The 25,252-nt window shown below is 33.5% G+C and carries 23 protein-coding genes; 7 read left to right on the top strand and 16 right to left on the bottom strand.

Annotated elements, in window-relative coordinates; genetic code table 11:
* Positions 1 to 62 precede the first annotated feature (62 nt).
* The 5 genes from OEA66_RS06530 to OEA66_RS06510 form a co-directional block, all read right to left on the bottom strand.
* Positions 63 to 959 carry a helix-turn-helix domain-containing protein gene (locus tag OEA66_RS06530; protein ID WP_267280626.1) on the bottom strand — a complete coding sequence of 299 codons (897 nt, stop codon included), beginning with the start codon at positions 957 to 959 and terminating at the stop codon, positions 63 to 65.
* Between the two features lie 239 nt (positions 960 to 1,198).
* Entirely contained in the window at positions 1,199 to 2,200 is a 1,002-nt protein-coding gene (locus tag OEA66_RS06525) for an aldo/keto reductase (RefSeq protein ID WP_267280625.1), read from the bottom strand.
* Positions 2,201 to 2,476: 276 nt separating this feature from the next.
* Positions 2,477 to 4,768 carry a GH92 family glycosyl hydrolase gene (locus tag OEA66_RS06520; RefSeq protein ID WP_267280624.1) on the bottom strand — a complete coding sequence of 764 codons (2,292 nt, stop codon included), beginning with the start codon at positions 4,766 to 4,768 and terminating at the stop codon, positions 2,477 to 2,479.
* 209 nt (positions 4,769 to 4,977) lie between these two features.
* On the bottom strand, positions 4,978 to 5,658 hold the full coding sequence (locus OEA66_RS06515; RefSeq protein WP_267280645.1) for a response regulator transcription factor: 681 nt from the start codon (positions 5,656 to 5,658) through the stop codon (positions 4,978 to 4,980).
* Between the two features lie 15 nt (positions 5,659 to 5,673).
* Positions 5,674 to 6,942, bottom strand: coding sequence for a sensor histidine kinase (locus tag OEA66_RS06510; RefSeq protein WP_311136914.1), 1,269 nt, complete (start codon positions 6,940 to 6,942; stop codon positions 5,674 to 5,676).
* A gap of 128 nt (positions 6,943 to 7,070) precedes the next feature.
* Here OEA66_RS06510 and OEA66_RS06505 point away from each other — a divergent pair, with 128 nt between their 5' ends.
* The 3 genes from OEA66_RS06505 (at position 7,071) to OEA66_RS06495 (ending at position 9,826) form a co-directional block, all read left to right on the top strand.
* Positions 7,071 to 7,481 (top strand): DUF1573 domain-containing protein, encoded by a 411-nt coding sequence (locus tag OEA66_RS06505; RefSeq protein ID WP_267280623.1) that lies wholly within the window; start codon positions 7,071 to 7,073, stop codon positions 7,479 to 7,481.
* Positions 7,482 to 7,801: 320 nt separating this feature from the next.
* Entirely contained in the window at positions 7,802 to 8,683 is an 882-nt protein-coding gene (locus OEA66_RS06500; protein WP_267280622.1) for an SDR family oxidoreductase, read from the top strand.
* A 315-nt stretch (positions 8,684 to 8,998) separates the two neighbouring features.
* A complete protein-coding gene (locus OEA66_RS06495; protein WP_267280621.1) occupies positions 8,999 to 9,826 on the top strand; it encodes an endonuclease/exonuclease/phosphatase family protein in 828 nt (275 codons plus the stop codon).
* 3 nt (positions 9,827 to 9,829) lie between these two features.
* Here OEA66_RS06495 and OEA66_RS06490 read toward each other — a convergent pair whose 3' ends face one another.
* Together OEA66_RS06490 and OEA66_RS06485 are read right to left on the bottom strand one after the other, a co-directional pair.
* The gene (locus tag OEA66_RS06490) at positions 9,830 to 10,516 is read right to left on the bottom strand and encodes a response regulator transcription factor (protein ID WP_267280620.1); all 687 of its coding nucleotides are present in this window, start codon (positions 10,514 to 10,516) and stop codon (positions 9,830 to 9,832) included.
* On the bottom strand, positions 10,506 to 11,825 hold the full coding sequence (locus OEA66_RS06485; protein ID WP_267280619.1) for a sensor histidine kinase: 1,320 nt from the start codon (positions 11,823 to 11,825) through the stop codon (positions 10,506 to 10,508). The genes OEA66_RS06490 and OEA66_RS06485 overlap by 11 nt, the downstream gene beginning before the upstream one ends.
* Positions 11,826 to 11,970: 145 nt before the next feature.
* Here OEA66_RS06485 and OEA66_RS06480 point away from each other — a divergent pair, with 145 nt between their 5' ends.
* Both OEA66_RS06480 and bamJ read left to right on the top strand, forming a co-directional pair.
* Entirely contained in the window at positions 11,971 to 14,343 is a 2,373-nt protein-coding gene (locus OEA66_RS06480; RefSeq protein ID WP_267280618.1) for an outer membrane beta-barrel family protein, read from the top strand.
* A gap of 129 nt (positions 14,344 to 14,472) precedes the next feature.
* On the top strand, positions 14,473 to 15,177 hold the full coding sequence (gene bamJ, locus OEA66_RS06475) for a BamJ family beta-barrel-assembly machinery protein (RefSeq protein WP_267280617.1): 705 nt from the start codon (positions 14,473 to 14,475) through the stop codon (positions 15,175 to 15,177).
* A gap of 117 nt (positions 15,178 to 15,294) precedes the next feature.
* Here the strand turns inward: bamJ and OEA66_RS06470 are convergent, their stop codons facing one another.
* The 5 genes from OEA66_RS06470 to clpB form a co-directional block, all read right to left on the bottom strand.
* Entirely contained in the window at positions 15,295 to 15,939 is a 645-nt protein-coding gene (locus OEA66_RS06470; RefSeq protein WP_267280616.1) for a response regulator transcription factor, read from the bottom strand.
* On the bottom strand, positions 15,936 to 16,721 hold the full coding sequence (locus tag OEA66_RS06465) for a sensor histidine kinase (protein WP_267280615.1): 786 nt from the start codon (positions 16,719 to 16,721) through the stop codon (positions 15,936 to 15,938). The genes OEA66_RS06470 and OEA66_RS06465 overlap by 4 nt, the downstream gene beginning before the upstream one ends.
* On the bottom strand, positions 16,697 to 17,338 hold the full coding sequence (locus OEA66_RS06460; protein ID WP_267280614.1) for a hypothetical protein: 642 nt from the start codon (positions 17,336 to 17,338) through the stop codon (positions 16,697 to 16,699). Before OEA66_RS06460 ends, OEA66_RS06465 begins: the two co-directional genes overlap by 25 nt.
* 18 nt (positions 17,339 to 17,356) lie before the next feature.
* Entirely contained in the window at positions 17,357 to 17,848 is a 492-nt protein-coding gene (locus OEA66_RS06455) for a hypothetical protein (protein ID WP_267280613.1), read from the bottom strand.
* Between the two features lie 171 nt (positions 17,849 to 18,019).
* Positions 18,020 to 20,614, bottom strand: coding sequence for an ATP-dependent chaperone ClpB (clpB, locus tag OEA66_RS06450; RefSeq protein ID WP_267280612.1), 2,595 nt, complete (start codon positions 20,612 to 20,614; stop codon positions 18,020 to 18,022).
* Between the two features lie 384 nt (positions 20,615 to 20,998).
* Between clpB and OEA66_RS06445 the strand changes: the two genes are divergently transcribed.
* Positions 20,999 to 21,574, top strand: coding sequence for a TetR/AcrR family transcriptional regulator (locus tag OEA66_RS06445; protein WP_267280611.1), 576 nt, complete (start codon positions 20,999 to 21,001; stop codon positions 21,572 to 21,574).
* Between the two features lie 99 nt (positions 21,575 to 21,673).
* Positions 21,674 to 22,693, top strand: coding sequence for an LLM class flavin-dependent oxidoreductase (locus OEA66_RS06440; RefSeq protein WP_267280610.1), 1,020 nt, complete (start codon positions 21,674 to 21,676; stop codon positions 22,691 to 22,693).
* A gap of 52 nt (positions 22,694 to 22,745) precedes the next feature.
* Here OEA66_RS06440 and OEA66_RS06435 read toward each other — a convergent pair whose 3' ends face one another.
* The 4 genes from OEA66_RS06435 to OEA66_RS06420 form a co-directional block, all read right to left on the bottom strand.
* Positions 22,746 to 23,255 (bottom strand): hypothetical protein, encoded by a 510-nt coding sequence (locus OEA66_RS06435; RefSeq protein ID WP_267280609.1) that lies wholly within the window; start codon positions 23,253 to 23,255, stop codon positions 22,746 to 22,748.
* A gap of 85 nt (positions 23,256 to 23,340) precedes the next feature.
* Positions 23,341 to 23,601 (bottom strand): T9SS type A sorting domain-containing protein, encoded by a 261-nt coding sequence (locus OEA66_RS06430; RefSeq protein ID WP_267280608.1) that lies wholly within the window; start codon positions 23,599 to 23,601, stop codon positions 23,341 to 23,343.
* A gap of 3 nt (positions 23,602 to 23,604) precedes the next feature.
* A complete protein-coding gene (locus OEA66_RS06425) occupies positions 23,605 to 24,252 on the bottom strand; it encodes a pirin family protein (protein ID WP_267280607.1) in 648 nt (215 codons plus the stop codon).
* Positions 24,253 to 24,352: 100 nt separating this feature from the next.
* Entirely contained in the window at positions 24,353 to 25,084 is a 732-nt protein-coding gene (locus tag OEA66_RS06420; protein WP_267280606.1) for a dioxygenase family protein, read from the bottom strand.
* Positions 25,085 to 25,252 lie beyond the last annotated feature (168 nt).

The following is a 25,252-nucleotide window of genomic DNA, read 5'->3' as shown; positions in this document are numbered from 1 at the left end:
GGCAGATAATTCAGATTTAAATTCAATCTGTACAATCCACAAAATCTGCGAGAGAAATATCTTTAATTAAACGACTGCCGAAATTCTAACGGCGACATTTTAGTCTTCTTTTTAAATAATGTACTGAACGATTGCGAATGTTCAAATCCTAGTTCATACGCAATTTCGCTTACCGAAAGTTCCGTTGTGGAAAGTTTCTCTTTTGCTTTGCTGATGAGCTTTTCGTGAATATGTTGTTGTGTATTTTGTCCGGTTTGAATTCTCAATAAATCACTCAAATAATTCGGAGAAAGATTCATCGCTTCGGCAATTTGATGAACTGTTAGAAGTCCTTTTTCTGAAGACTTTTTATCAAAATATTCGTTCAGAAACGTTTCAAATTTCGTCAAAAGTTGATGACTTCCACTTTTTCTGGTAATGAATTGTCTTTCGTAAAAACGTTTGGAATAATTCAGCAATAATTCAATCTGCGACAAGATGATTTCCTGTGTGTGCTGGTCGATGTGCTGACATTCCTTATCGATTTTGTTTAAAATTTCAAGCAGGTCATTTTCCTCATCTTCAGATAGATGCAAGGCTTCATTCACTGCGTAAGAGAAAAATCCATAAGAAGAAATTGTAGTTGCCAAAGGTTGTTTCAAAAGAAAATCTTCGTGGAAAATTAATAGATAACCCGTATTTTCACAATCCATCGTTTTCAAATCGAGATATTGAACCTGATTGGGAGCCGTAAAGCTCAAAACACCTTTGTCGTAATCGTAATGTTGCTGGCCGTATTTTATTTTTCCCGTCGCATTTCTTTTTAAAGCGACACAATAATATCGGCTTACAAAACCTTTCCAGACCTCATCTTCAATGAAAATACTTTCAGAAAGATTGATGACGCTGACCATCGGATGCTTGGGTTCCGGAAGCGACAATAACCTGTGAAATGCTGAAATGGAATGTATTGTGTTCATAATTTCAAGTTCTGAATAATAAAAATAGTGATAATTTTTTGGGCGCCTGTTTCCGTCTTCCACTCCCGCTTTTTTGCTCGTCGTACCTCCTCACAAAAAGAGCTCCGTTCAAGCCGGGGCGCAATCCTATTGTATTCCGGCCTTATATTTTAAGAGGTTATTTAAACTTACAGATTCAACAAATGTGCTCGAAAAAATCAATCTGCAAAATTTGCTAAATCTGCGAGAGAATTAAAAAATTAATAATCCAAAAGTCCCATACTGAATTCGTCGTAAGGCGCGCCAGTATCGGTTCCTAAAGGTACAATACTTTCCAGTTTTGCAAGCTCATTTTCACTTAAAACAATTTTTCCGGCTTCGATATTCTGTTCAAGATATTTTCTGCGTTTCGTCCCTGGAATCGGAACAATGCCTTTGCTGATAATCCACGCCAGAGCCAGTTGTGACGAAGTAATTTCTTTTTCTTTAGCCAAATTTTCAATCGCTTCCACCAATTCAATATTTTTATGGAAATGTGCTTCCTGAAATCTTGGAATTCCTCTTCGAAAATCATTCTCAGGCAAATCATCAATCGACCGGATTTGTCCCGAAAGAAATCCTCTTCCCAACGGAGAATACGCCACAAAACCAATTCCCAGTTCATTCAAAGTTTTAATAACGCCTTTCTCTTCAACCGTTCTTTCAAACAAAGAATATTCACTTTGAACTGCCGTGATGGGATGAACGGCGTGTGCTTTTTTGACCGTCTCAGAAGAAACTTCAGACAAACCAATGTACCCGATTTTCCCTTCTTTTACCAAATCGCTCATCGCACCAACCGTTTCCTCAACAGGAACATTTTTATCAAGACGATGCATATAATAAAGGTCGATGTAATCTGTTTTCAGGTTTTTCAGCGAACGTTCAACCGATTTTTTCACGTAATCTTTCTGTCCGTTGATTTTCCAAGTCACTTGCTCATTATCGTCAATTTCCCAACCGAATTTTGTCGCAATGATGTAGTTGTCACGATTACCTTCAATGGCTTTTGCTATTAATCGTTCATTTGCAAAAGGGCCGTACAAATCTGCTGTGTCGAGGAAATTTCCGCCCAATTCCAAAGAACGGTGAATGGTTGCAATGGCTTCCTGTTCATCGGTTTTGCCGTACATATCGGCGTCGCCAAAACCGGTCATTCCCATACATCCCAAGCCGATATTTGGAATGATTAATCCTTGATTTCCTAATTTTACTTTATTCATTTTTTTCAGTATTAATTTTGATAAAGCAAAGTTGAGCAGAAGTGAAGAATCCGATGTATGCAAAATGAAGATTGTCGTATGCAAATTACGGATGAGATTTATTTAAATGTTTAATGATTGAAAAATTTAACAATAATAATATGCTTAATTTGCAAAATCAGCGAGAGATACAATCAGCTTTTATGTCATTTCGACGAAGGAGAAATCTGTAATTTAATAATATAATATTAAATTCTTCATTTCGCTGCCGCCCCATTCTGAATGACAAAATCAATATTATTTTTTTGGCTTAGAACTCATGTAAAAACTCAGTTTTCCTCCATTCATTATATCAGAATGTTTCAAAGTAAAGTTCCTAATTTCCTTTCCATTCAAAAGAATTTTCTGAACATACACATTTTTCGGACTTTGATTGATCGCTTCAATTTCAAAAGTTTTTCCATTTTCCAAATTCAAAACAGCATGGTCAATCGCAGGGCTTCCAATCGCATAATTTTCTGAACCCGGAGCAACCGGATAAAAGCCAAGAGAACTTAAAATATACCACGCACTCATCTGTCCGGCATCGTCGTTTCCGCCCAATCCATCGGGAGTTGCTTTGTATTGCATCTCTAAAATTCTTCTTATCTGCGCCTGAGTTTTCCAAGGTTTCCCTGCCCAATTATAGAAGTAGGCAACATGATGCGCTGGTTCATTTCCATGAACATAGCCGCCAATAATTCCTTCTCTTGTAATATCTTCTGTGTCGGCAAAAAACTCGTCTGGTAAATGCATAGTGAACAATTCATCCAATTTTGAAGCGAATTTTTTTTTCCCGCCCATCAGTTGAATGAGCTCATCAGGATCTTGTGGAACGAAGAAACTGTAGTTCCAGGAATTCCCTTCGATAAAGCCTTGCCCGTGAGTACTTAACGCATTAAAATCTTTCTTAAAGCTTCCATCAGATAAACGAGGTCTCATGAAGCCGATGGTTTTGTCAAAATTATTTTTCCAGTTCTCAGAACGTTTGATGAATTGATTGTAAATTTCTGTTTCACCCAAATGTTTTGCCAACTGCGCAATTGTCCAGTCGTCATAAGCATATTCCAACGTATTGGAAACTGAAGTTCCACTTTTCTCGGCAGGAATGTAACCTTTGTCGACATAAAAACCGATGCCTTCGTAATCTCTTTTGTTGGCAGTTTCTAAGCAAGCCATCAACGCTTCTTTCGCATCACCGTTATAATTTCCTTTAATAATTGCATCGGCAACTACACTTACGCTGTGATAACCGCTCATGCACCAATTATCGTTCGCATGATGTGACCAAATCGGCAACATTTTCATTGAAAACTGATTGTAATGCGCCATCATCGATTTCACCATGTCATTATTTCTTTTAGGCTGAATGATATTAAAAAATGGGTGAAGTGCACGGTATGTGTCCCAAATTGAGAAGGTAGTGTAGTTTGTAAAGCCTTCCGCTTTGTGAATGTTTTGATCTAAACCTTTATATTCTCCGTTGACATCTGTATAAGTTGTCGGACTGATAAAAGTATGATACATTGCCGTATAAAAATTCGTTTTTTCTGTTTCAGAACCTTTGATGACGATTTTATTTAATTCTTTATTCCAAATTTCCTGCGTCTGTGCTTTAACTTGGTCAAAAGATAAATTTCCGGTTTCGGTTTCTAGATTTTCTAAAGCATTGGCTTGACTTACCGGCGAAATAGCAAGCTTAACTTCAATTGCTTCGTTTTCACTGGTTTCAAAATCAAAATACATTTTTAGGTTTTTTCCTGCAATCTCGGGGAAGTTTTTAGTCTGGTCAAATTTTCTCCAGAAACCATTGTAAACTTGCTTTCCATCATAATTTTTCTGTCCGTAAGATTTAAACGGCTTTGAGAATTTCATAGCAAAATAAACCGTTCTTGTTCTTGCCCAACCATTCGTTTGTCGATAACCTGTAATGGTATTTCCGTTTTGTACACGAACATAAGTCCAGACGTTTTTGCCATCATAATTGTAAATTCCGGCCATCAAATCTAAAATAATGTGAGCTTGGTCAGACTTTGGAAAAGTATAACGGTGAACGCCGACTCTTGTTGTTGCCGTCAATTCCGCTAAAATATTGTGATCATCCAGTTTTACTTTGTAATATCCTGCTTCAGCTTTTTCGTTTTGATGCGAAAATTTACTTCTGTACCCATTTTCAGGATGGGTTGCAGTTCCGGGATTTAACTGTAATTTTCCAACAGTCGGCATGACTAAAAAATCTGCTAAATCCGAATGCCCGGTACCACTGAAATGGGTGGAGCTGAAACCTACGATTGTTTTGTCTTCATAAAGGTAACCTGCGCAATATTTATAGACTTCACCATTGTATTTCCCATTGAGTTCGTAAGAGATCGTATCGGTTTCTGGGCTCAACTGAACGGCTCCGAAAGGCGCGGTTGCTCCGGGATAGGTGTGACCCATTTTCTCGGTTCCAATTAATGGGTTGACGTATTGAACCAATCTCTCAAATTTTTGAGCTTTTAGATTTAAACTTAAAAAAAAGGCAAAAAGAAAAATTCCCGGTTTTTTCATACAATTATTTTGAGTAGTAAATTTAAATAAATGATAAAGATTCATCAGTACCATATTTAGTGGTTCGATGATTAAATATTGAACCGTTAAGTTTATTTAAGAAGATGATTTTAGAAAAAAAAATTAAGAGAAATTCTAAAATTTACCAGAATGCTTAATATTTAGCAGATGAAAGGAATTTTGCTGATTTTTTAATCTCCTTTATACTTTTAAGTTTCAGAAAAACGAAAACCAATACCATGAATATTTTCAATCATAATAGTCTTTTCGTTGGCAAAAATTTTACGCAATCTTGAAATAAAAACATCCAGACTTCGTCCCATAAAATAATCGTCATCGCCCCAAATTGCTTTTAAAATATCCTGTCTTTTGAGAATAGTATTTTTGTGTCGGATGAAATAAAAAAGTAAGTCAGATTCTCTTTGAGTAAGTGTAATTGTATTTTGGGAATCAGTTAAAGTGTAATTTTTAGGATCGAAATTGTATTTTCCGACTTTGAATTTTTGGGGAGTATTGTCTGTTTTTTTTGAACGTTTCAGAAAAACTTCAATTTTTAAAATAAGTTCTTCAATGCTGAAAGGTTTTACAAGGTAATCATCGGCTCCGATTTTTAAACCTTTAATTCGGTCTTCTTTCAAAGCTTTCGCTGACGTGAAAATGATAGGGATTTCTGAGTTTTTATCTCTTATTTTTTCGGCAAGATCAAAACCATTCATTTCAGGCATCATAATATCAAGCAAACAAATATCAAAATCTTTACAGCTGAATGCTTCAAACGCTGATTTTCCATCTGAATAATGCTCAATTTCATAATAATTCTCCAGACTGTCCTGAATGAGGAAAGCAATTGTCGCATCATCTTCGGCATATAGAATTTTGGATTTATCCATCATTACAAATTAATTTTAAAACGGAAAAAACAAAGTAACGGTAATTCCTTTATCGGGATTATTTTCAACCGAAATTTTCCAATGATGTTGTTGAACAATCTTTTTTACATAAAATAATCCCAAACCAAAACCGTTGATCTCATCACTTTTATTGGCATTCACTCTATAAAATTTATCAAAAATATGATTAATTTTTTTCGCAGGAATTCCCATTCCGTTATCTTTAAACTTTAAATATAAACCTTTTGAATCTTTATCTGAAGAAATCAAAATATCAGGATTTGTTTCGCAGTATTTAATTGAATTGTCTAAAAGGTTGTAAATGATATTGGTAAAGTGAAATTCATCCGCAAAAATTGAAAGGTTTTCTTCAATATTTATTTTTATTGAAACATTTTCATTTTTCTGTTTGATATTTGCTGCAATTTCCTGAATGAAAGGTAGCAAAATAATTTTTTGAGGTTTTAATGATAATCCTGAAGCATCATTTTTGGCAATATTCAATATTTTTTCAATATGATTATTCAGTTTATGACTTTGATTAATAATAATTGAAGTGTAAGTCTGAAGTTTAGGGTTTTCCTGTACAATTTCCTGCTTATTGAGAGATTCTGAAGCCAAGAGGATTGATGATAGGGGAGTTTTAAATTCATGGGTCATATTATTAATAAAATCACGTTGCAATTCTGAGAATTTTTTCTGTTGGATAATCGTGTAAATCGAATAAACATAGACCAACAAAATAATTATCAGAGCAAAAGTCAACAAATACCAAAACCGCAGTGAACTGATCAAATAAGTCGTTTTGTCTGGAAAACGTATCGAAAAATAATATACTAAATTTTTATGTTTAGGAAACTGAATCACCTTTTCACTAGGCTCTTCCTGATGTTGAGTCATGTATTTTCCGTAAACCATTTGGTCGCTGTGACAATTGTACAAAGCGTAAACATAATCGGTATTAATTTGAAATCTCGTAAACTCTGTTTTCAGATAATGTTCCAGAACTGCAGGATGAAACTCATTATTGATATTAACCACATAGTAATCATTGGCAATAATCTGAACGGGATTTTCTGTGAAAGAGGTTTTGCCTTCAGTCATCTTGTCGACAACCTCCATCAAAGCGATATTTACTTTCTGATTAAACTTTCTGTCTTCAAGATTATACGCTTGTTTGGTCCATAATAATTGAGCGATCAAAATTCCGATGATCGCTACCAATCCAAGGCTGATAATAATGTTGAGTTTTTTGATTTCCATTTCAGAAGCAATATTATCCAAAAATATCTATAATTTTTTCACCATTAACAACTCGTTAACAAATGTTTGGTAACGGTTAACAACTTACAATTATTTTATAGTGTACATTTGTTAAACAAAAAAATAATATTTGATTTAAAATTTACATTATGAAAAATTTAAAAATTACAGCACTTCTTGCAGTTTTAGCATTCTCTCCGTTTTATGCAAATGTATTTCCGGTAATTCCAACTTCAATCGTTAAAAAAGTGGCAGAAGTTGCAAAATGGAAATCTGAAACAATCGATGTAGGAAACATTCCTCAAGGAAAACAGAAATTGATCAGATTTGAATTTACAAATACTTCTTCACAGCCTATTATGATTGATAAAGTGGCTCCTTCTTGTGGATGTACAACTGCAGATTACACGAAAACTAAAGTTTTGCCGGGAAAAACAGGATTTGTTGAGGCAAGCTATAATGCTGCTGCAGAAGGACCGTTTTCGAAATCAATTACGATAACAATGGCAGGAAGTTCAGAGCCAAAAACCCTATCTTTCAAAGGAACGGTTGTAAAATAATCGATTTAATCTTGTTTCTTATATAGAAAAACAGTCTGATAAATTATTTATTAGACTGTTTTTTTATTTGGAGCTATTACTACGTCAATTGCTTTTAAGAGCATTTCTCGCTTTCGCACTCGCTATTTTTTATTTTAAAAAATGAACTCAAACAAATGCTACAATCGAGGCTAGAATTGAAGTCATAATTTCAAAATTTGTCAATTCCATTTTCAGCTGAATCTTTCCAATAAAATAAAACAACTATTTACAGCATTATTTCTTGAATCATTTTAAAGCATACCATTTTAATATTTATTATTTTTAAGAAAAAATAAAATATGAATCTTTATACACAACCAATGTTGCGTGAAGACGCTCTGAAAGATAAAGTTGCTATTGTTACAGGTGGCGGAAGCGGACTTGGAAAAGCAATGACCAAATATTTCCTTGAGTTAGGGGCAAAAGTGGTCATCACTTCAAGAAATTTAGAAAAACTTCAGGTTACTGCAAAAGAATTAGAAGATGCAACCGGAGGAAAAGTTCTTTGTGTTGCTTGTGACGTTCGGAATTGGGATGAAGTCGAGGCAATGAAAGAAGCTACTTTAAAAGAATTCGGAAAAATCGATATTCTTTTGAATAATGCAGCAGGGAATTTTATTTCACCAACAGAAAGATTGACGCATTCTGCATTCGATTCTATTTTAGATATTGTTTTAAAAGGTACCAAAAACTGTACACTTTCTATCGGAAAACACTGGATTGATTCAAAAACTTCAGGAACCGTTTTAAATATTGTCACAACTTACGCTTGGACAGGTTCTGCATATGTTGTTCCGTCAGCTTGCGCAAAAGCAGGAGTTTTAGCAATGACCAGATCTTTAGCAGTTGAATGGGCAAAATACGGTATTCGATTTAACGCCATCGCTCCAGGACCATTTCCTACAAAAGGAGCTTGGGACAGATTGCTCCCAGGAGATTTGCAGGAGAAATTTGATATGAGGAAAAAAGTTCCGTTGAGAAGAGTAGGAGAACATCAGGAATTGGCGAATCTTGCAGCTTATCTGGTTTCAGATTATTCGGCTTACATGAATGGAGAGGTTGTTACAATTGACGGTGGAGAATGGCTTCAGGGCGCAGGAGAATTTAATATGCTCGAAGATATTCCGCAGGAAATGTGGGATGCTTTGGAAGCAATGATTAAAGCGAAAAAGTCTAATTAATTTTAAAGAATTATAGTGTTTTTAAACTGCAAAAGGATCAAAAGATTTTAATGTTTTAAGGAATTTAAAAGTATGCAAAACAATCATAAATTTTTATTTTTACATTTTGCATACTTTGGAACTTTTCATTTTCAATTATTTCTTTTGAATCTTTTGCGGTAAAAAACAATGTGTTTTTTTATCATTTTTTAATGAAATTAAATTTAAACTGTATCAATTCGAAAATTATTTAACAATATAATCATGACAATAAAGCTTCTCTCTGAAAGAGAAGTTTTATTTTTGTTCTGTAATTAATTAAAATAAAACCCCCTAATGAATTTCAGATTTTCATCTCTTTTAATGCTTGTTTTTGCGTGGAGCTTTTCTCAGAATTTAAAAGTAATGTCATTCAACATCAGACTTAATGTAGATTCTGATAAAGAAAACTCTTGGACGAACAGAAAACAAGATGCGCTTGATTTATTGACTTACTATCATCCAGATTATTTTGGCGTTCAGGAAGCACTTCCGGAGCAAATGAAAGATATAAAAACCGGACTTAAAAACTATGATTATGTAGGAGTTGGTCGTGAAGACGGAAAAGAAAAAGGAGAGTTTTCAGCAATATTTTATGATACAGAAAAATTACAAATCGTAAAATCAGGAACTTTCTGGTTATCTGAAACTCCCGAAAAACCTTCAAAAGGTTGGGATGCTGCATTGAACAGAATCTGTTCTTGGGCAATTTTTAAAGATAAAAAATCGAAGAAAGAATTTTTAGCGATGAATATTCATTTTGACCATATTGGAAATGTGGCGAGAGTAAAATCCTCTGATTTAATTCTTAAAAAAGCAAAAGAACTGAATCCGAAAAATTTACCGATGACTTTAACTGGAGATTTCAATTTGACAGAAGATACAGAACCTGTACAGATTCTTTCAAAAAACTTGGATGATACATTTTACAAATCAGAAACGAAACATTACGGTCCGGTGGGAACGTTCACAGGTTTCAATATCACTGAAGTTCCGAAAGACAGAATCGATTATATTTTTGTGAAAGGTTTTAAAATAAAATCTCATAGACACATCAACGACAGAAGAGAAAATCTGCTATATCCGTCGGATCATTTCCCGGTTTTAACTGAGTTGCAGTTTTAAAAATTAATTCTCCGGAAAATCAATTTCAAATCCAATTCCTCGCAGGGATTGGATTTTTATTTCAGAATCATGCTGAAAATATTTCCGCAACCGACTGATAAAAACATCAAGACTTCTTCCTGTAAAATAATCGTTGGTTTCCCAGAGATTGTCGAGAATATCATCACGTTTTATGGTTTTATGATTGAATTTTAAGAGATAAAGTAAAAGATCTTTTTCACGAATAGTCAACCTAATTTTTTCGTTTGGATGGAAAAGCAAAAGCTTTTCTGTGTCTAAAATATAGCTTCCAATTTTATATTGAGTTACCGCTTCAGAAGTTAATGTTCTTTTCAGAATATTTTTAATTCTTAAAATTAATTCTTCCGGGTCGCAAGGTTTGGGAATGTAATCATCTGCTCCGATTTTTAAGCCGGTTAAACGATCAATTTTCTGATTTTTTGCTGTTAAAAACAAAAGAGGAAAATCGGGTTTAGTTTTTAAAATCATTTTAGCCAAAGAAAAACCATCAATATTGGGCATCATAATATCTAAAATCCCAATATGGAAATTAAAATCAGTTTTTAAAATTGTTACAATATCTTCAGGATTCTGAAACCAAGAAACGTCAAAATCTTCCAGCTCGAGATATTGCTTTAAAATCATCCCAAAGTCTGAATCGTCTTCTGCCAATAAAATTTTAATCTTCATAAGGAATAGAAATTTTAAAAGTTGTTCCTTCTTTTACGATACTCGAAACTTCCATTTTTCCGTTATATTTTTCAATAATTTTCTTCACGAAAAACAAACCTAAACCTAAACCTTTACTGTTGTGAATGTTATTCGGCTGAATTCGGTAGAATTTTTCAAAAATATTTTTCAGTTCTTTTTGTTCGATCCCGTTTCCGTTGTCTGAAACTGTGATTTCAAGTTTGTTTTGAATGGTTTTTAAATTAATTTTAATTTTTGAGGCGCCATATTTTACGCTGTTTTCACAAAGATTTTTAATTACCGTTTCCATTAATTTTTTATCAAACGGAAGTTCTGTAGAAACGGAATTATTCAATTCAAGATCAGCTTTAGGAAAAGTAAATGCTAAATCTTGAATGAAAAAATCCCAATCTTGTGGATGAATTATTAAAATTACTTCATCAAATTCTTCTGCGTGAAGTTGCTTCATTAGATCTTCCAATCTGGAAATCTGTCTGTCGATTAAAGGAAAAATCTCTTGATTGTATTCCTTTTTTAATGTTTTTGAAGCAATTTTAAGAGTTGCAATCGGAGTTTTAAATTCATGAGAAATATTGTCGACAACAGTGTGTAAAACCTCAATCTGTTTTTGTTGTTTAATTAAATTTTTCACAGTGAAAATATATAAAATCAAAACGCTTAAAAGTAAAGCTACACAGCATAAAATAAGTAAAGTGAGTTCTTTAAAGACAATGTAATTGATGTTTAAAATTTCAAAATCTGTCTGACTTTTTACAATAAAAGAATCATTTCTTTCAGGCTTTTCCGTTTTATCTGAAGTAGAAGTGGATGAGGTTTCCCATTTTCCTGTTTCCGAAATTCCGGGCTTCAGAACTTTATTTCTTGTTTCGTAAAGTACAATTGGTTTATCAATCAATTTTGTACTGTCGGGAAGGGAGGTTACTGACAAATAAACGACTCTTACAGCAACTTCATAATCATCTTTTTCAAATTTTTTATCGATGTAGTTACTTAAATTATTTTTTGTTGAATTTCTATACTTTTCGAAGTAATCTAAAAGTTCCTTTTTAGTAATTTCCTGATGGGTAAATTTTACAAAAATGTCTTTTGACTCATTGCTTCCATGTTTACTAAGCTGTCCCAGATCTTCTAAATTATCGATGTAAGTTGTGATTTTTTTGTGTACATCGCTATAAATTTCACGCTTTTTTACCTGATATGTTTTGTACATAAAATAAACCTGAATCCCCAACAGAAGCATGAATAAACCAGCAAAAAGTGACACGAGATATTTACTTTTAAAAATCATTAAAGCAAATATATACATTTCGGGACTTCGCTTTTACCATTAACCTCGTATTAACCTTCCGTTAACCGAAATTCCCAGTTGCAATATTGAATTTTGTACCAGAAAAATATCAAATCTGTTTGAATTAAATTTAAAAATTACCCGCATGTATAAATATCTTTTCTTTCTTCTTTTTCCTGTTTTTGTTTTTTCGCAATCACAGAAAATATCAGGAACTGTTTTTAATTCTGAAAAAGAAAAACTCGATTCTGTGAAAGTAGAATTGTATAATTCTGAAAATATTTTAATTAAAAGCTTATTCACAAATATGGAAGGGAATTTTTCATTTGAAAGTCTTTCTGAACAATCATTTAAGCTAAAAATTAATGATGAAAAATATCTTTCATTTGAAAAATTAGTTGCTGCAAAAAATGATAATCAAATTGTAAATGTTATTTTAAAAAACAATCAGAAAGATATTGAAGGTGTAACATTGATTAAGAAGAAACCTCTGGTTAAAAGAAGAGTTGACCGATTGGAATTTAATGTAGAAAACTCTAATATTTCTTCACTTAACGCATGGGAAATTCTAAAAAAAACTCCACAAGTTACAATCAGTAATGATGTTTTGGCTGTAAAAGGCGGAACTTCAGTTTTGATAACAATCAACGATAAAAAAGTGATGATGTCGGGTGAAGAGCTCAAAAACTTTCTTGAAAATACACAAGGCGATGATGTGAAATCTGTGGAAGTTATTACCAATCCTCCTGCAAAATATGAAGCCGAAGGTGGAGCTGTTTTAAACATTGTCATGAAGAAAAATAAAATCGAAGGCTATCGTGGAGTTGTTTCTTCGAAATATGTTCAAACCCAATATGCAAAAGGTGTTGCGGGTCTTTCACAGTATTACAAAAAAGACAAACTTTCAATCATGGGAAGTTATTTTCGAGGAACAGGAACATATTATCGTGAAGGAACAGATTTTGTAAATTATCCTGAAGACGGTACAACTTGGATCAACACGATGAATCGAAAAGATCAGGCAAAAAGTCAGAATACAGTAAACTTTAATGTGGAATATGAGATCGACAGTCTTACAACGGCAAGCTTGAATTATTCTGGATATTTTAATCCAAAATCTTTTGGAACGTACAATGTTCCGACTTTAATTTACAATTTTCAAAACCAAATTGAATCTAATTATACCACAATTAATGATCATCATTCTAGAACAATTAATAATTCTTTAAGTTTTCAAATTGATCGAAAACTGAATAAAAAAAGCAGTATTTCATGGATCAATTATTTTACTGGAAATAATTCAAACAAATATCAGAATGTTCTCACCTATCTGAATTTTGCCGATCAAACTCCGAGGGAAACGAATTTTATGACCAATAATAAAAGTGATGTTCAGTTGTATTCCACACAATTTGATTATCGATGGAAAAATAATAAATTCGAGTTGGAATCAGGTGCTAAATACAGCTTTGTGAAAACGGACAGTCAACTTGATTTTTCGGATAATGAAAACGGACAATTTCAATACAGACCTGAAAAAAGCAGTCTTTTTGATTACAAAGAACACAATTTTGCAGTCTATACTTCAATGGCTTATAATCTTGAAAAATGGAGCTTCAAAGGTGGACTTCGTGCTGAAATGACCGACTTAGAAGGGATGGTTTCTGAGCCTTATGAAGTGAATGAAAATAATTACTGGAGCTTATTTCCAACATTTTATGCACAATATACAACTGAAAATAAGCATGAATTTGGGTTTTCTTATGGTAAAAGAATCAGCAGACCGTTTTATTCGTGGTTAAATCCTGCAAAATCTTACTACAATTTATTTTCTTATTACCAAGGTGATCCGAAGTTGAAAGCAACGATTATTCACAATTTAAATCTGACTTATTCTTTCAAAAACTGGAATGTTGATTTGTATTACCGAAAAGAACTTTTCCCTTCAATGGAAATCTCTTTTCAGCAGCATGAAAACAATAATCTGATCTATTATTTTACCAATATAGAGAAAGGACAGGCTTTTGGATTGAGTCTTTATAAAAGTTTTGAAATAAAACCTTGGTGGAATTTAATTGTTTCTGAAAACCTGGAACACAACGAAAACTATTTTAAAGGAATTGATGGAGTTTTGAATAGAAATAAAGTCTGGAATTGGGTTTCTAATATTTCAACAAGTCTCACTTTAGACAAAAATTCAGATTGGAAAATGGAAGTTGGGCACAAATATTATTCTCCCGGAATACAGGGAACTTTTACAATCTCTAGTCAATGGTCAGCTTATTTTGTAATGAACAGGAAATTTTTCAACAAAAAACTAGAAGCAGCATTCATTTTTAATGATATTTTCAGATCTACTCAGCAGAAAGTAAGTACGAAATATGGCAATCAGGATAATTACTTTTTAGATTATCAAGATACGCAGGGTTTTACATTTTCACTTAAATATAATTTCGGAAATCAATCGGTTAAAAATTCAAAAACAATTAAAAAAGCTGATGAGCAAGAAAGATTGTAGATTAGTTTGGTTTCTCTCAGTTTTTTAAAAATTTTAACAGAAAAAAGTTTTGTACAGCAAGAAAGTTTCTTCAATTAATGATAGATTTGCAGCGGTTAATTAATCAGTTATAAATAATAAAATTATCAAATGAAAAAACAGACAATTGCATTATTTTGCATCGCAATATTTAGTATTTCGTGCGCTCAGAAAAATGATGGTAAAAGTGACAGCAAATATACCGATGATCAAAAAGCATCATATTATATAGGGTTAAATATTGCCCAAAATATGAAACAGGAAGGTTTCAAAGTAGATGCAGATCTTTTGGCTCAGGCTATTAAAGAAGAGATGAATGGAACAAAAAAACTGATGCCGGCTGAGGAAATGAACGCATTTATGCAGGATTTTATGCAGAAGCAAAATGAAAAAAAGCAATCTGCAGCATTAGCACAAGCTGGTGAAAATAAGAAAAAAGGTCAGGACTTTCTTACGAAAAATAAAACTAATCCTAAGGTAAAAACTACCGCTTCAGGTTTACAGTACGAGGTTTTGCAGGAAGGTGATGGCAAAACAAAACCAAAAGCAACAGATGTTGTTCAGGTAAAATATACCGGAAAACTTTTGGACGGAACTGTTTTCGATTCTACTGATAAAAATGGAGGTAATCCGATGGATATCAATCTTAGCGGGGTAATCAAAGGTTGGACAGAAGGTATTCAACTGATGAGCAAAGGTTCTAAATACAGATTTTACATTCCTTCAGACCTTGCTTATGGAGATCATGGAGCAGGTGCTGCAATTCCGGCAGGTTCTACAATCATTTTTGATGTAGAATTGGTAAGTATCAAATAAACCGAATATTTTCCACAAATTTTAAAATCTAAAAAAGATTTTAGTCCAAAAAAACCAAAGCAGAATTATTCTGTTTTGGTTTTTTATATTTACGTTTAGCAGATAAAAAATAAATCTTTAAGATTCTGCAAAACCATTTTTTAAGGCAAAAACAGCTAATCCGACTCTGGTTTTTAAATCAAATTTCTCGCAAAGCTGGTCGCGGTAACTTTCTACCGTTCTTGGGCTGCAACACATTTTTTCTGCAATTTCTTTATAGCTAAGTTCGGTAACGGTGTATGTTAAAAATTCTTTTTCCCTATCTGAAATTCTTACCGCCTTTTCATTTCCTTTGTCTCCGTTAATGTTTGAGAAAATGATTTTAGAGGCCCATTCAGGATAGAAAAATCCGTCACTGCTTAATTTTGAAAGTGCTATTTCCAAATCTTTTGGATGGGTATTTTTAAGCAAATAACCTTTCGCTCCATTTTTAATCATTTTAATCACACTATTATCGTCTCCTTGCATACTCAGAGCCATCACTTTGATGTTGGGATGATTTACTTTTAACCAAAAAGCTGTTTCAAAACCATCCATTAATGGCATACTGATATCGAGTAGGATGATGTCTGGAATTTTTTCGCCATTTTCGAGTTTTTCGATGAGGTCTTTTCCGTTTTCAGCAACATAAATTACCTCGAAATCACCAAAATTTCCGATAATTCCTTCCAATGCTTTTGCAATCAGTAAATGGTCATCAACAATTACAATGGTCTTTTTCATGGCTGTTTTTTTAATTTAATTTCAATGGAAGTCCCCCTGTTTTCATGGCTTTCAAGATTAAAAGCAGCTCCGATGATTTCGGCTCTGTTTTTCATATTAGTAAGCCCGATCCCGTTGGAAAGGATGTTGTCGATATCAAAACCTATTCCGTCATCAGTAATTTTAAATTCCCAAAGATTTTCTTCATTGGTATTTAATGTAATCAAAATATTTTCGCATTGAGAATGTTTAAAGCTGTTCTGAATAAACTCCTGAGTAATTCTCAATAAAACATTTTTGTGAACAAAATCTAAATCGAGATATTTGAAATTATGCTCAAAACTAATCTTGCATTTTTTCAGAATATTTGCATTGTCAACTTCTTCCTGAATTAAAGTTACAATTTCTTTTTGGTTGGTATTATCATCTGTCAAATTCTTAGAAAGGCTTCTCAAATCCTGCAGAGATTGATTAATGATTTGTGAAACCTGATCTATCCTTTCTATTTCTCCGGCGACTTTGTTTTCGTAAAGAAGTTGCTGTGTATAAAGACTCGCTAAAGTAAGTTTTTGACCGATATTGTCATGAAGTTCACGGCCAATCTGCTGCATTGTTGCCTGCTGAATTTCAAGTTGGGTTGCCAATAATTCTTTCTGGTGAATTTCATTTTTAAGCTGAATTTCACCTAAATATTCCATTTTTCGCTGCTTATATTTTCGGATATAAATCATCACTGCGACGATAAACATCACAAAAAATAAGTTGAAAGTAATAATTGTTAAGAATAATTCCGTTTCCCCCATATAAATGAAATTGCAAATAAGAGATACATGATAATTCCTGATATCCAAAAATAATCCCGGTAAATTTCATAGATTTCCATGTGCTCTAAGAGAGGAAAATAAAATGCCCAAAAAGGAAGTGTACCTATATAAAACAAAGTTACTCCAAGATTAATGTAAAACATTCTGTTTTTAGAAAAATTAAGAATATTATCTGAATTAATTTGCTTATAATATTCCATAATCACCAAAAACATTAGAAGAAAGCTTCCAAATGTATAGTTGAAGGAGTAGATTACTTTATTTTTCGTAAAATACAATTCGTTTGGGATAAATGATAGTAAATACAACGATGCAAAAATCCAAAAGAGTTTCTTGTTATTTAATGATTTCCATGCGTAAAGCCAATAAAGCATAATAAATTCTATTGGAATAACAAAATTATTGTAGTATGGTATTTTTGGAAACGGTAAGTATCCGAAACGGCTTAACATTTCACTAATGAAAATAAAAATAAGATAGTACGAAAAAAATTGATAGTGTGTATTTTTTGTTTTCTTATATAAAAAAATAGAAGTCAGAGCTGCAATACCTTCAGCAAAAACCATACTATCGATTAGAAATTCTTGGAATATCATTTATCTTTAAATACTCTGTTAGTAAGATTCTATTTGCGATGTATTCGGCGGTACCAAACATCCGTGATTTTGAGCCAATGCCATTACCGGTTTTATTGCTGCTACTGCCAAGGCTTCTCCTAATTCTTCAAAAGGATTAAAATCATAGTTAAGACCTGCCTGAATTTTCGTTGGAATCATTACTAAAGTGTGTCTTTTTCCGTAATCTGTAGGTACTGGTTCTTGAGGCTCTTCGGGATAGGCCGCGTAATAAAATCGAACTCCAAGATCTGCATCGGGGATATTGGGATCAATCAAATGTGCTTGTTCTTCAATATCCTGAATGAAACTTTTCAGAGTGGGAAGATCAAACCAAATAGAATGGGCGTCGTCAACTCCTAAATTTTCATTAATATAAGTAAGTTGATTGTCCCGGTAATTATCAACTAAACTTTGTATGAGTATTGTAGGGAGTGTGCTTGGTACGGAAGAATGAGGTTTTCCTTTGTTTTCTGTAGATTCACTTTTCATATGAATAGGTTTTCAGTTAGTTTAACAAAGTTCTGAAAAAAATACTAAATCACGACATCGTGTTTTTACCATTAAAATAACCGTGAATTTACGGATTGTGTAAAAAGAAAAGGTGCTGCAGACTTCTCTACAGCACCTCATCATAAAAATAATATGTATGAAAAAAACTACTTATTTTTCTGAAGGTCTGAAAACCAAACCTGTTTCCTCGAAATAATCCAGCGTAATTCTGTCGCCGTCATTCACGGTTCCAGCGAGGATTTCTTTTGATAATTTATTTAAAACTTCCTGTTGAATCACTCTTTTCAAAGGTCTCGCTCCGAAAACCGGGTCGTAACCTTTGTTGGTTAGATAATCCAAAGCATCCTGCGTTGCGGTCATTAAAATATTTCTTTTCAGCAACAAATCATTGAAACCTCTCAACTGATACTGAACGATTTTTCCGATTTCTTTTTTTCTCAAAGGCTGGAATAATACGGTTTCATCAATCCTGTTCAGGAATTCCGGACGAAGGGTTTGTTTTAATAAATCAAAAACCTGAATTTTTGTTTTGTCAACAATTTCATCCTGATTTTCTTCGGTAATATTCTCAAAATTCTCCTGAATAATATGCGAACCGAGATTCGAAGTCATAATGATAATCGAGTTTTTGAAATTCACCACACGACCTTTGTTATCGGTCAACCTTCCGTCATCCAAAACCTGTAATAAGGTGTTGAAAACATCCGGATGCGCTTTTTCAATTTCATCCAAAAGCACGACTGAGTAAGGTCTTCTTCTCACAGCTTCCGTCAATTGACCACCTTCATCGTAACCCACATATCCCGGAGGCGCACCAACAAGCCTAGACACGCTGTGTCTTTCCTGATATTCACTCATATCAATTCTCGTCATATTGTTTTCGTCATCGAATAAAAACTCCGCTAACGCTTTTGCCAGCTCGGTTTTACCGACTCCGGTGGTTCCCAAAAACAGGAAGCTTCCGATTGGTTTTTTCTCGTCACTCAAGCCCGCTCTGTTTCTTCTGATGGCATCTGCAACCGCCTCGATGGCTTCTTCCTGACCGACAACTCTATGATGAAGTTCGGTTTCAAGGTGCAATAATTTTTCTCTTTCAGACTGAAGTAATTTTGTCACAGGAATTCCTGTCCATTTGCCAATCACTTCTGAAATGTTATCAGCCGTAACTTCTTCCTTAATCAATTCATTCTGATGATTTTGCATCTCCAGTTCGAGTTTCTGCAAAGCATCTTCTTTTTCCTTGATTTTCCCGTACTGAATTTCTGCAACTTTGGCATAATCTCCGGCTCTTGATGCTCTTTCTGCTTCCAGTTTCAAAGACTCAATATCTTTTTTAATAGACGTTAAATCCTCAGATTTCTGTTTTTCTTTCAGCCATTTTGCATTGATTTCGTTTCTTTCTTCTGAAATTTTCGAAATATCTTCTTTCAAATGGTCGATTTTTGTCTGGCTTCCTTCTCTTGAAATAGCCGCCAACTCGATTTCCATCTGCATCAATTTTCTGTCGAGAACATCCAGCTCTTCGGGTTTTGAATTGATTTCCATTCTCAGTTTAGCGGAAGCTTCGTCAATTAAATCAATCGCTTTGTCCGGCAAGAATCGGTCTGAAATATATCTTTGAGACATTTCCACCGCCGCAATAATCGCTTCATCTTTGATTCTTACTTTGTGATGAGCCTCGTATTTATCTTTGATTCCACGAAGAATAGAAATGGCTGATTCCGTATCCGGTTCTTCCACCATCACTTTCTGGAAACGTCTTTCAAGTGCTTTATCTTTTTCAAAATATTTTTGATATTCATTCAAAGTGGTTGCACCAATCGCTCTCAATTCTCCTCTTGCCAAAGCTGGTTTTAAGATATTCGCCGCATCCATCGCACCTTCACCGCCTCCTGCTCCAACCAAAGTGTGGATTTCATCGATGAAAAGAATAATTTGTCCGTCTGATTTAATAACTTCATTTACAACAGATTTCAAACGCTCTTCAAATTCACCTTTGTATTTTGCACCGGCAATTAAAGCGCCCATATCTAAGGAATACAAAGTTTTATTCTGTAAGTTTTCAGGAATATCTCCGCTGATAATTCTGTGTGCAATTCCCTCGGCAATCGCCGTTTTACCGACACCTGGTTCACCAATCAGAATTGGATTATTTTTAGTTCTTCTGGAAAGAATCTGCAAAACCCTTCTGATTTCTTCATCTCGACCGATTACGGGATCTAATTTTCCTTCTGCTGCGAGTTCATTGAAATTTTTTGCGTATTTTTTTAAAGATTGATATGTTTCTTCAGAACTCGCTGAATTCGCAGTACTTCCTTTTCTCAACTCTTTGATTCCGCCTTCGAGAAGACTTTTGGTCACGCCCATATCTTTCAAAGTTTTTGAAACTTCTGAATTGGTTTCTAGTAATGAAAGCCAAAGATGTTCAATCGTTACGAATTCATCACCCATTTTTTTAGCGATGTTCGGTGCATCCAACAAAACTTTGTTGGCTGAATTTGAAAGATAAATGTTTCCTCCCTGTACTTTCGGAAGTCTTTCTAAATTTTCTCTGTTTCGCTCTCTAACTAAAATGGCATCTGCTTCAGATTTCTTCAGTAAAAAAGGCGATATGTTTTCATCCACCTGAAAGATTCCTTCAAGTAAATGTTGAGGTTCTATTTGTTGGTTGCCAAATTCCATTGCGACTTGCTGTGCCGCTTGAATGGCTTCCTGTGATTTTACGGTATATTGATTTAGATTCATATTTTATATTTTTTTGAGATTTTTACTTTTTAAAAACATCAAGAAAGTGAGTTTTTCGATGCAATTTGACTTCGTCTAAGCTTCGCTTTCTTAATGCTTTATCAATCATTTAATTCTGATACCTTTACCGCAAAAAGTATTCTATTGTGAAAAATTTTAAAATTCAAGACATTTTTTCCGAATTATTGAATTTTGAACAATGTTGAAAAGACAAAATTTCCGAATTCATCAAATTCAAATGAAGTTTACGGAATAACAGTCAGTTTAGATAAAATTTAGAATTTAAAAAAGGATATCTTCTTACTACTTCTTAAACATTGTTTTAAATCATCCCGTGAAAATCAAATTATTAAAATCAAAATAATTACTTTTGCCTTTTACGAGATGGAGCTTAAAGAAAAACAAATCAAAATACTAGAAGTCGCTGTAGAACTTTTCAAAGAGAAAGGTTATATGGGCAGCTCGGTGAGAGATTTGGCTACAAAACTGAATATCAAAGCGGCATCTTTATATGCTCACATTCGTTCTAAAGAAGAAATTTTAGAATGGATTTGTTTCGGAGTTGCCAATGAGTTTTTTGAGGAGCTTCAAGAAGTAAAAAACACCAAAGTTCCTGCTCAGGAAAAGCTCAATTTATTTATTGAAAAACATTTATCGGTTGTTCTGAAAAACCGAGATGTAACGCATATTTATTCTAATGAATGGAAACATTTGGAAGTAAGATTGCCCGAGTTTGTAGAATTAAGAAAAAATTATCAGCAGGAAGTTGAGCAATTAATTTCTGAAATTTATAAAGCTCAAAACTGGGAACTGAAGTCTCCTTCTTTCACTACAAAATTTATCCTTCATACGTTGAATAATTCTTATTTCTGGTTTAAAAGAAATATAGAGTCTACTTCTGAAATTACTGATGAAATAAGAGATAAAATCCTTTTTGGGCTTTTAGGAAATCAAAAATAAATTTAAAATCAGTACTTGTTAAGAATTTTCGTTCTTATCATTCATCAATGCTTTTGAATTTTCATTGCACTAATTTTGTCCTATCTAAAAATCAACAATATGGAATTAGGAATAGGAATGTTTGGCGATTTAGGCTTCGACCAAAATACCGGAAAATATAAAGATGCGGGAATTAAAATTCGTGAAATTATCGAGCAGGTAAAACTGATGGATGAAGTTGGAATTGATGTTTTTGCAATGGGAGAGCATCATCGTCCCGACTATGCAGTTTCTTCACCGGAAATCGTTTTGGCAGCGGCAGCAAGTGTTACTAAAAATATCAAATTGGCAAGTGGAGTAACAGTTTTAAGTTCTTCTGAACCTGTGAAAGTTTATGAAGATTTTTCAACTTTAGATTTAATTTCCGACGGTCGTGCTGAAATTTTTGTTGGTCGTGGAAGTTTCATTGAATCTTTTCCTTTGTACGGTTATTCGCTGAATGATTACGAGCAGCTTTTTGACGAAAAATTAGAATTATTATTAAAAATAAATTCTGAAGAAAACGTTTCGTGGACTGGGGAATTGCGTGCTCCAATGCAAAATCAAACGGTTTATCCGAGAGCAAAAAATAACGGAAAACTTTCGATTTGGAGAGCGGTTGGCGGAACTCCGCAATCGGTTTTAAGTGCTGCGAAATTAGGAATGCCTTTGGTGGTTGCAATTATTGGAGGAATGCCAATTCAGTTTAAAAATTTAATTGAATTTTATAAACAGGAATATCTTAACGCAGGGCATCCAGAGTCTGAAATGCAGATTGCAATTCACTCGCATACTTTTGTAAGTGATGATCAAAATGTTGTGGAGGGATATTTCCATAATTATAAATCTCAAATGGACAGAATCGGAAAATCCAGAGGTTGGGCGCCTTATACGAAGATGCAATATGAAGGCGGAAGAGCAAAAGAAGGTGCTTTATTTATTGGAAATGCCACTGAAGTTGCCGATAAAATTGCTTACATGAAAGAAATTTTTGGAATTACGAGATTTATTGGTCACATGGATGTTGGAGATCCTGCAAATGATGTGATGATGAAGTCAATAGAATTATTTGGAGAAAAAGTCGCTCCACAAGTAAGATAAAAATCAAATTCCGCTGAAAATATTTTCGGCGGAATTTTTTTACAAAAACTATTTATGAATTATTAACTGGTTCGTAATAAGAAATCGCAACTTGAGGATGAAAAGCAAACATAAACGTTTCGAAACCATTTTCTTTGTCTATATTTTTACTCAGAAGATATTTGTTATCGATGATATCGATTAAAAGTAATTCGGGAGTATAAAATGTAAGCCCGATTTTATGTTTTGAAGAATCTTCAAGATTTGAACTGATTAAATCAAGCTTAAAATTTTCAATCGGAAAAAAAGTATTTCCTAAAACATCAGGCAGACTTTTGATCTCTCCATTTAATTGTGAAACATAATTTACCACCGCAGAACTCAGCAAAAACGGAATTCTTTCTGCATGAGGATTGTTCGCTAAAAGTTCCCAATAATTTTTCACGGGATTTTCTTTATCATCAAAAACCTGATGCTGAATTTTATATTCAAAATAAGTATCTTCAAAAATATAATTATCCCAAATCATTTCAGAATTCTGGTCAATAACGATACGAAATGCGAATTTTATTTTTGCTTTCATGATAGATTTTCAATTTGAGATTTTAAAAAAAGGACAGCTTTTTTACTGTCCCTCCGTTGAAAAAAATAATCTATTGCAGAATATATTAATTGATAATTATTTCTATTTCTTTAGAATTTTTACCCTTCAGATTTTCAATATAAATTTTTGCAGTATAAATTCCCGAACTTATCTGGTTTTGAGAAATTTTAATTTCCTGTTTTCCGGCACTGAGTTTTAGTTTTTCAATAACCGAGAGTATTTTTTTTCCGGTACCGTCAAAAAGATTGATGGTTACTGTAGAAACATCATCCAAAAAAATGGTAAAAACCGTTTCTTGTCGGAAAAAATTCTGGATTTTCTTCACGGATCAGATTTCTAAAAATAAGATTAAGGCATTTTCACTTAAAGCTTCAAATTCCAACGCATCAATTTCTCTCAACAAAATAGAATCTCTTGTTTCCAACAATCTGTTCTGAAATTCAAAAGCACCGTTAATAACCATCCCAAAGATTGTTTTATCAGGATTGTAAAGTGAATAAGTTTCTTCTTTTCTCCCTTCATAAAGTCCTATAAAATTGGGTGTTTCTAGTTTTTTTGAAATCGGAATAAGCGTATTTTGCTTTTCAATAGTGAGTTCTTCAATAAAAAAAGCATTTTCAGGATTTAAAGATTGTAGTTCAATAATTAAAATATCTGTTTTTCCATTATTCAGATAATTCTTGATTTTAACGGTTGATTTTTCTTTTGTTTTTAAAGTGAAAACTTCCTCAGAAGAAATTACTTTTCTGAATTTATTTAATTGAATTTTCCCATAAAGCGTCAAAATTATTAGCGTGGAATTTTCTTCAGATTCAAATTCAAAAATTCCGTTTTCGTCCAAAACTACTTCGGTTACGGTTTTTAAATCACCTGTATTATTTTCTTTGCTGATGATTTCATTAATCACCGATTTATTTTCTTTTTTCCAGAATGCAAAATCAGCTTTAAATATTTGGGAAGGAGTTTGAACTAACATAATTTAAATCATTGAAAAAATTAAAAAGCGATAAATGATTACTGCTTCATCATCTATTTCATCATCATTTACCGCTATTAAAAAAACTAATAACCATCTTTTAAGCCGAAACTTTTATCGTGTGAGATAGTGCGAAACCTCCGCTTACGCTTCCCGAAATACTGGACATTTCGTTGGAGGTTCCATCACTGAAAACGTTATCATTTGAATTATAAGTATATCCGCTCATTCCCTTATAACCTGTACTTACTGCAACCAAGTTAACGGCACTGTCGGTTCCTTCAGGAAATGCAATTTGAGTAACTAATAAAGATTGTCCCGAAGCATTATAAACATGAACGTGAATGTGAGTAGCTCTTCCGTTGTACCATCCTGGAAAAATTGAGGTGAAATTTACCTTTCCGTTTGCGTCAGTTGTCTGTCTTCCTCTTAAAAAATGTACAGAAGTGTAATTTGCCGATTGCATTCCTGTTCCTCCATACTCGGAATAATTTCCATCTTTGTCGCAATGCCAAATATCTACAATTGCGCCTTGTAAAACTGCACAACTTGCGTTCACATTCTGAACGGTAATCGCAATTGTAAATGGAACTCCCGTTCTGTCGCTCACAATGTTGGTCTGAACTAAACTCGAAGGTGTTTTTGTCGGAAACGGACCTTCAGTTTCAGAATTTGTCACAGCACAGGCCGTAGAAATTGAATTGTCTATAACTCCTGTTGTAGAATCGTCGTCGTCATCTTTTCTACAATGCATCAAAATTGGTGCGGCCAAAGCAGTTACGCCTGCTAAACCTAAGCTTTTTAAAAAGCCTTTTCTGTTAATTGTTTTCATCCCTTCTCATTTTTCTTATGTCAAATGTATTTTCAAAAAAAGAGATTGAGAAATTTATGAGGTAAACAGAAAAAATGTGTCGGTGAAAATGAGTTTTGATGAGAAAGTGGACTTTCCTAGCCCAGATTGGACGGTTTGTTTGAGCTCTTTTTGGTTTCGGCGGGGCGG

The sequence above is a fragment of the Chryseobacterium luquanense genome (genome assembly GCF_026460945.1).
Classification (GTDB): domain Bacteria; phylum Bacteroidota; class Bacteroidia; order Flavobacteriales; family Weeksellaceae; genus Chryseobacterium; species Chryseobacterium luquanense.
The sequence above is the reverse complement of the archived record's forward strand: the minus strand, read 5'-3'. Positions and strand labels throughout refer to the sequence as shown.

Coding starts and splice junctions, on each gene's coding strand:
- OEA66_RS06500 (WP_267280622.1), top strand. CDS start 7,802: ATGAATCTTTATACACAACCAATGTTGCGTGAAGACGCTCTGAAAGAT.
- clpB (WP_267280612.1), bottom strand. CDS start 20,614: ATGAATCTAAATCAATATACCGTAAAATCACAGGAAGCCATTCAAGCG.
- OEA66_RS06520 (WP_267280624.1), bottom strand. CDS start 4,768: ATGAAAAAACCGGGAATTTTTCTTTTTGCCTTTTTTTTAAGTTTAAAT.
- OEA66_RS06470 (WP_267280616.1), bottom strand. CDS start 15,939: ATGAAAAAGACCATTGTAATTGTTGATGACCATTTACTGATTGCAAAA.
- OEA66_RS06495 (WP_267280621.1), top strand. CDS start 8,999: ATGAATTTCAGATTTTCATCTCTTTTAATGCTTGTTTTTGCGTGGAGC.
- OEA66_RS06485 (WP_267280619.1), bottom strand. CDS start 11,825: ATGATTTTTAAAAGTAAATATCTCGTGTCACTTTTTGCTGGTTTATTC.
- OEA66_RS06525 (WP_267280625.1), bottom strand. CDS start 2,200: ATGAATAAAGTAAAATTAGGAAATCAAGGATTAATCATTCCAAATATC.
- OEA66_RS06530 (WP_267280626.1), bottom strand. CDS start 959: ATGAACACAATACATTCCATTTCAGCATTTCACAGGTTATTGTCGCTT.
- OEA66_RS06455 (WP_267280613.1), bottom strand. CDS start 17,848: ATGAAAAGTGAATCTACAGAAAACAAAGGAAAACCTCATTCTTCCGTA.
- OEA66_RS06460 (WP_267280614.1), bottom strand. CDS start 17,338: ATGATATTCCAAGAATTTCTAATCGATAGTATGGTTTTTGCTGAAGGT.
- OEA66_RS06445 (WP_267280611.1), top strand. CDS start 20,999: ATGGAGCTTAAAGAAAAACAAATCAAAATACTAGAAGTCGCTGTAGAA.
- OEA66_RS06420 (WP_267280606.1), bottom strand. CDS start 25,084: ATGAAAACAATTAACAGAAAAGGCTTTTTAAAAAGCTTAGGTTTAGCA.
- OEA66_RS06490 (WP_267280620.1), bottom strand. CDS start 10,516: ATGAAGATTAAAATTTTATTGGCAGAAGACGATTCAGACTTTGGGATG.
- OEA66_RS06440 (WP_267280610.1), top strand. CDS start 21,674: ATGGAATTAGGAATAGGAATGTTTGGCGATTTAGGCTTCGACCAAAAT.
- OEA66_RS06480 (WP_267280618.1), top strand. CDS start 11,971: ATGTATAAATATCTTTTCTTTCTTCTTTTTCCTGTTTTTGTTTTTTCG.
- OEA66_RS06435 (WP_267280609.1), bottom strand. CDS start 23,255: ATGAAAGCAAAAATAAAATTCGCATTTCGTATCGTTATTGACCAGAAT.
- OEA66_RS06505 (WP_267280623.1), top strand. CDS start 7,071: ATGAAAAATTTAAAAATTACAGCACTTCTTGCAGTTTTAGCATTCTCT.
- OEA66_RS06425 (WP_267280607.1), bottom strand. CDS start 24,252: ATGTTAGTTCAAACTCCTTCCCAAATATTTAAAGCTGATTTTGCATTC.
- bamJ (WP_267280617.1), top strand. CDS start 14,473: ATGAAAAAACAGACAATTGCATTATTTTGCATCGCAATATTTAGTATT.
- OEA66_RS06515 (WP_267280645.1), bottom strand. CDS start 5,658: ATGGATAAATCCAAAATTCTATATGCCGAAGATGATGCGACAATTGCT.
- OEA66_RS06465 (WP_267280615.1), bottom strand. CDS start 16,721: ATGGGGGAAACGGAATTATTCTTAACAATTATTACTTTCAACTTATTT.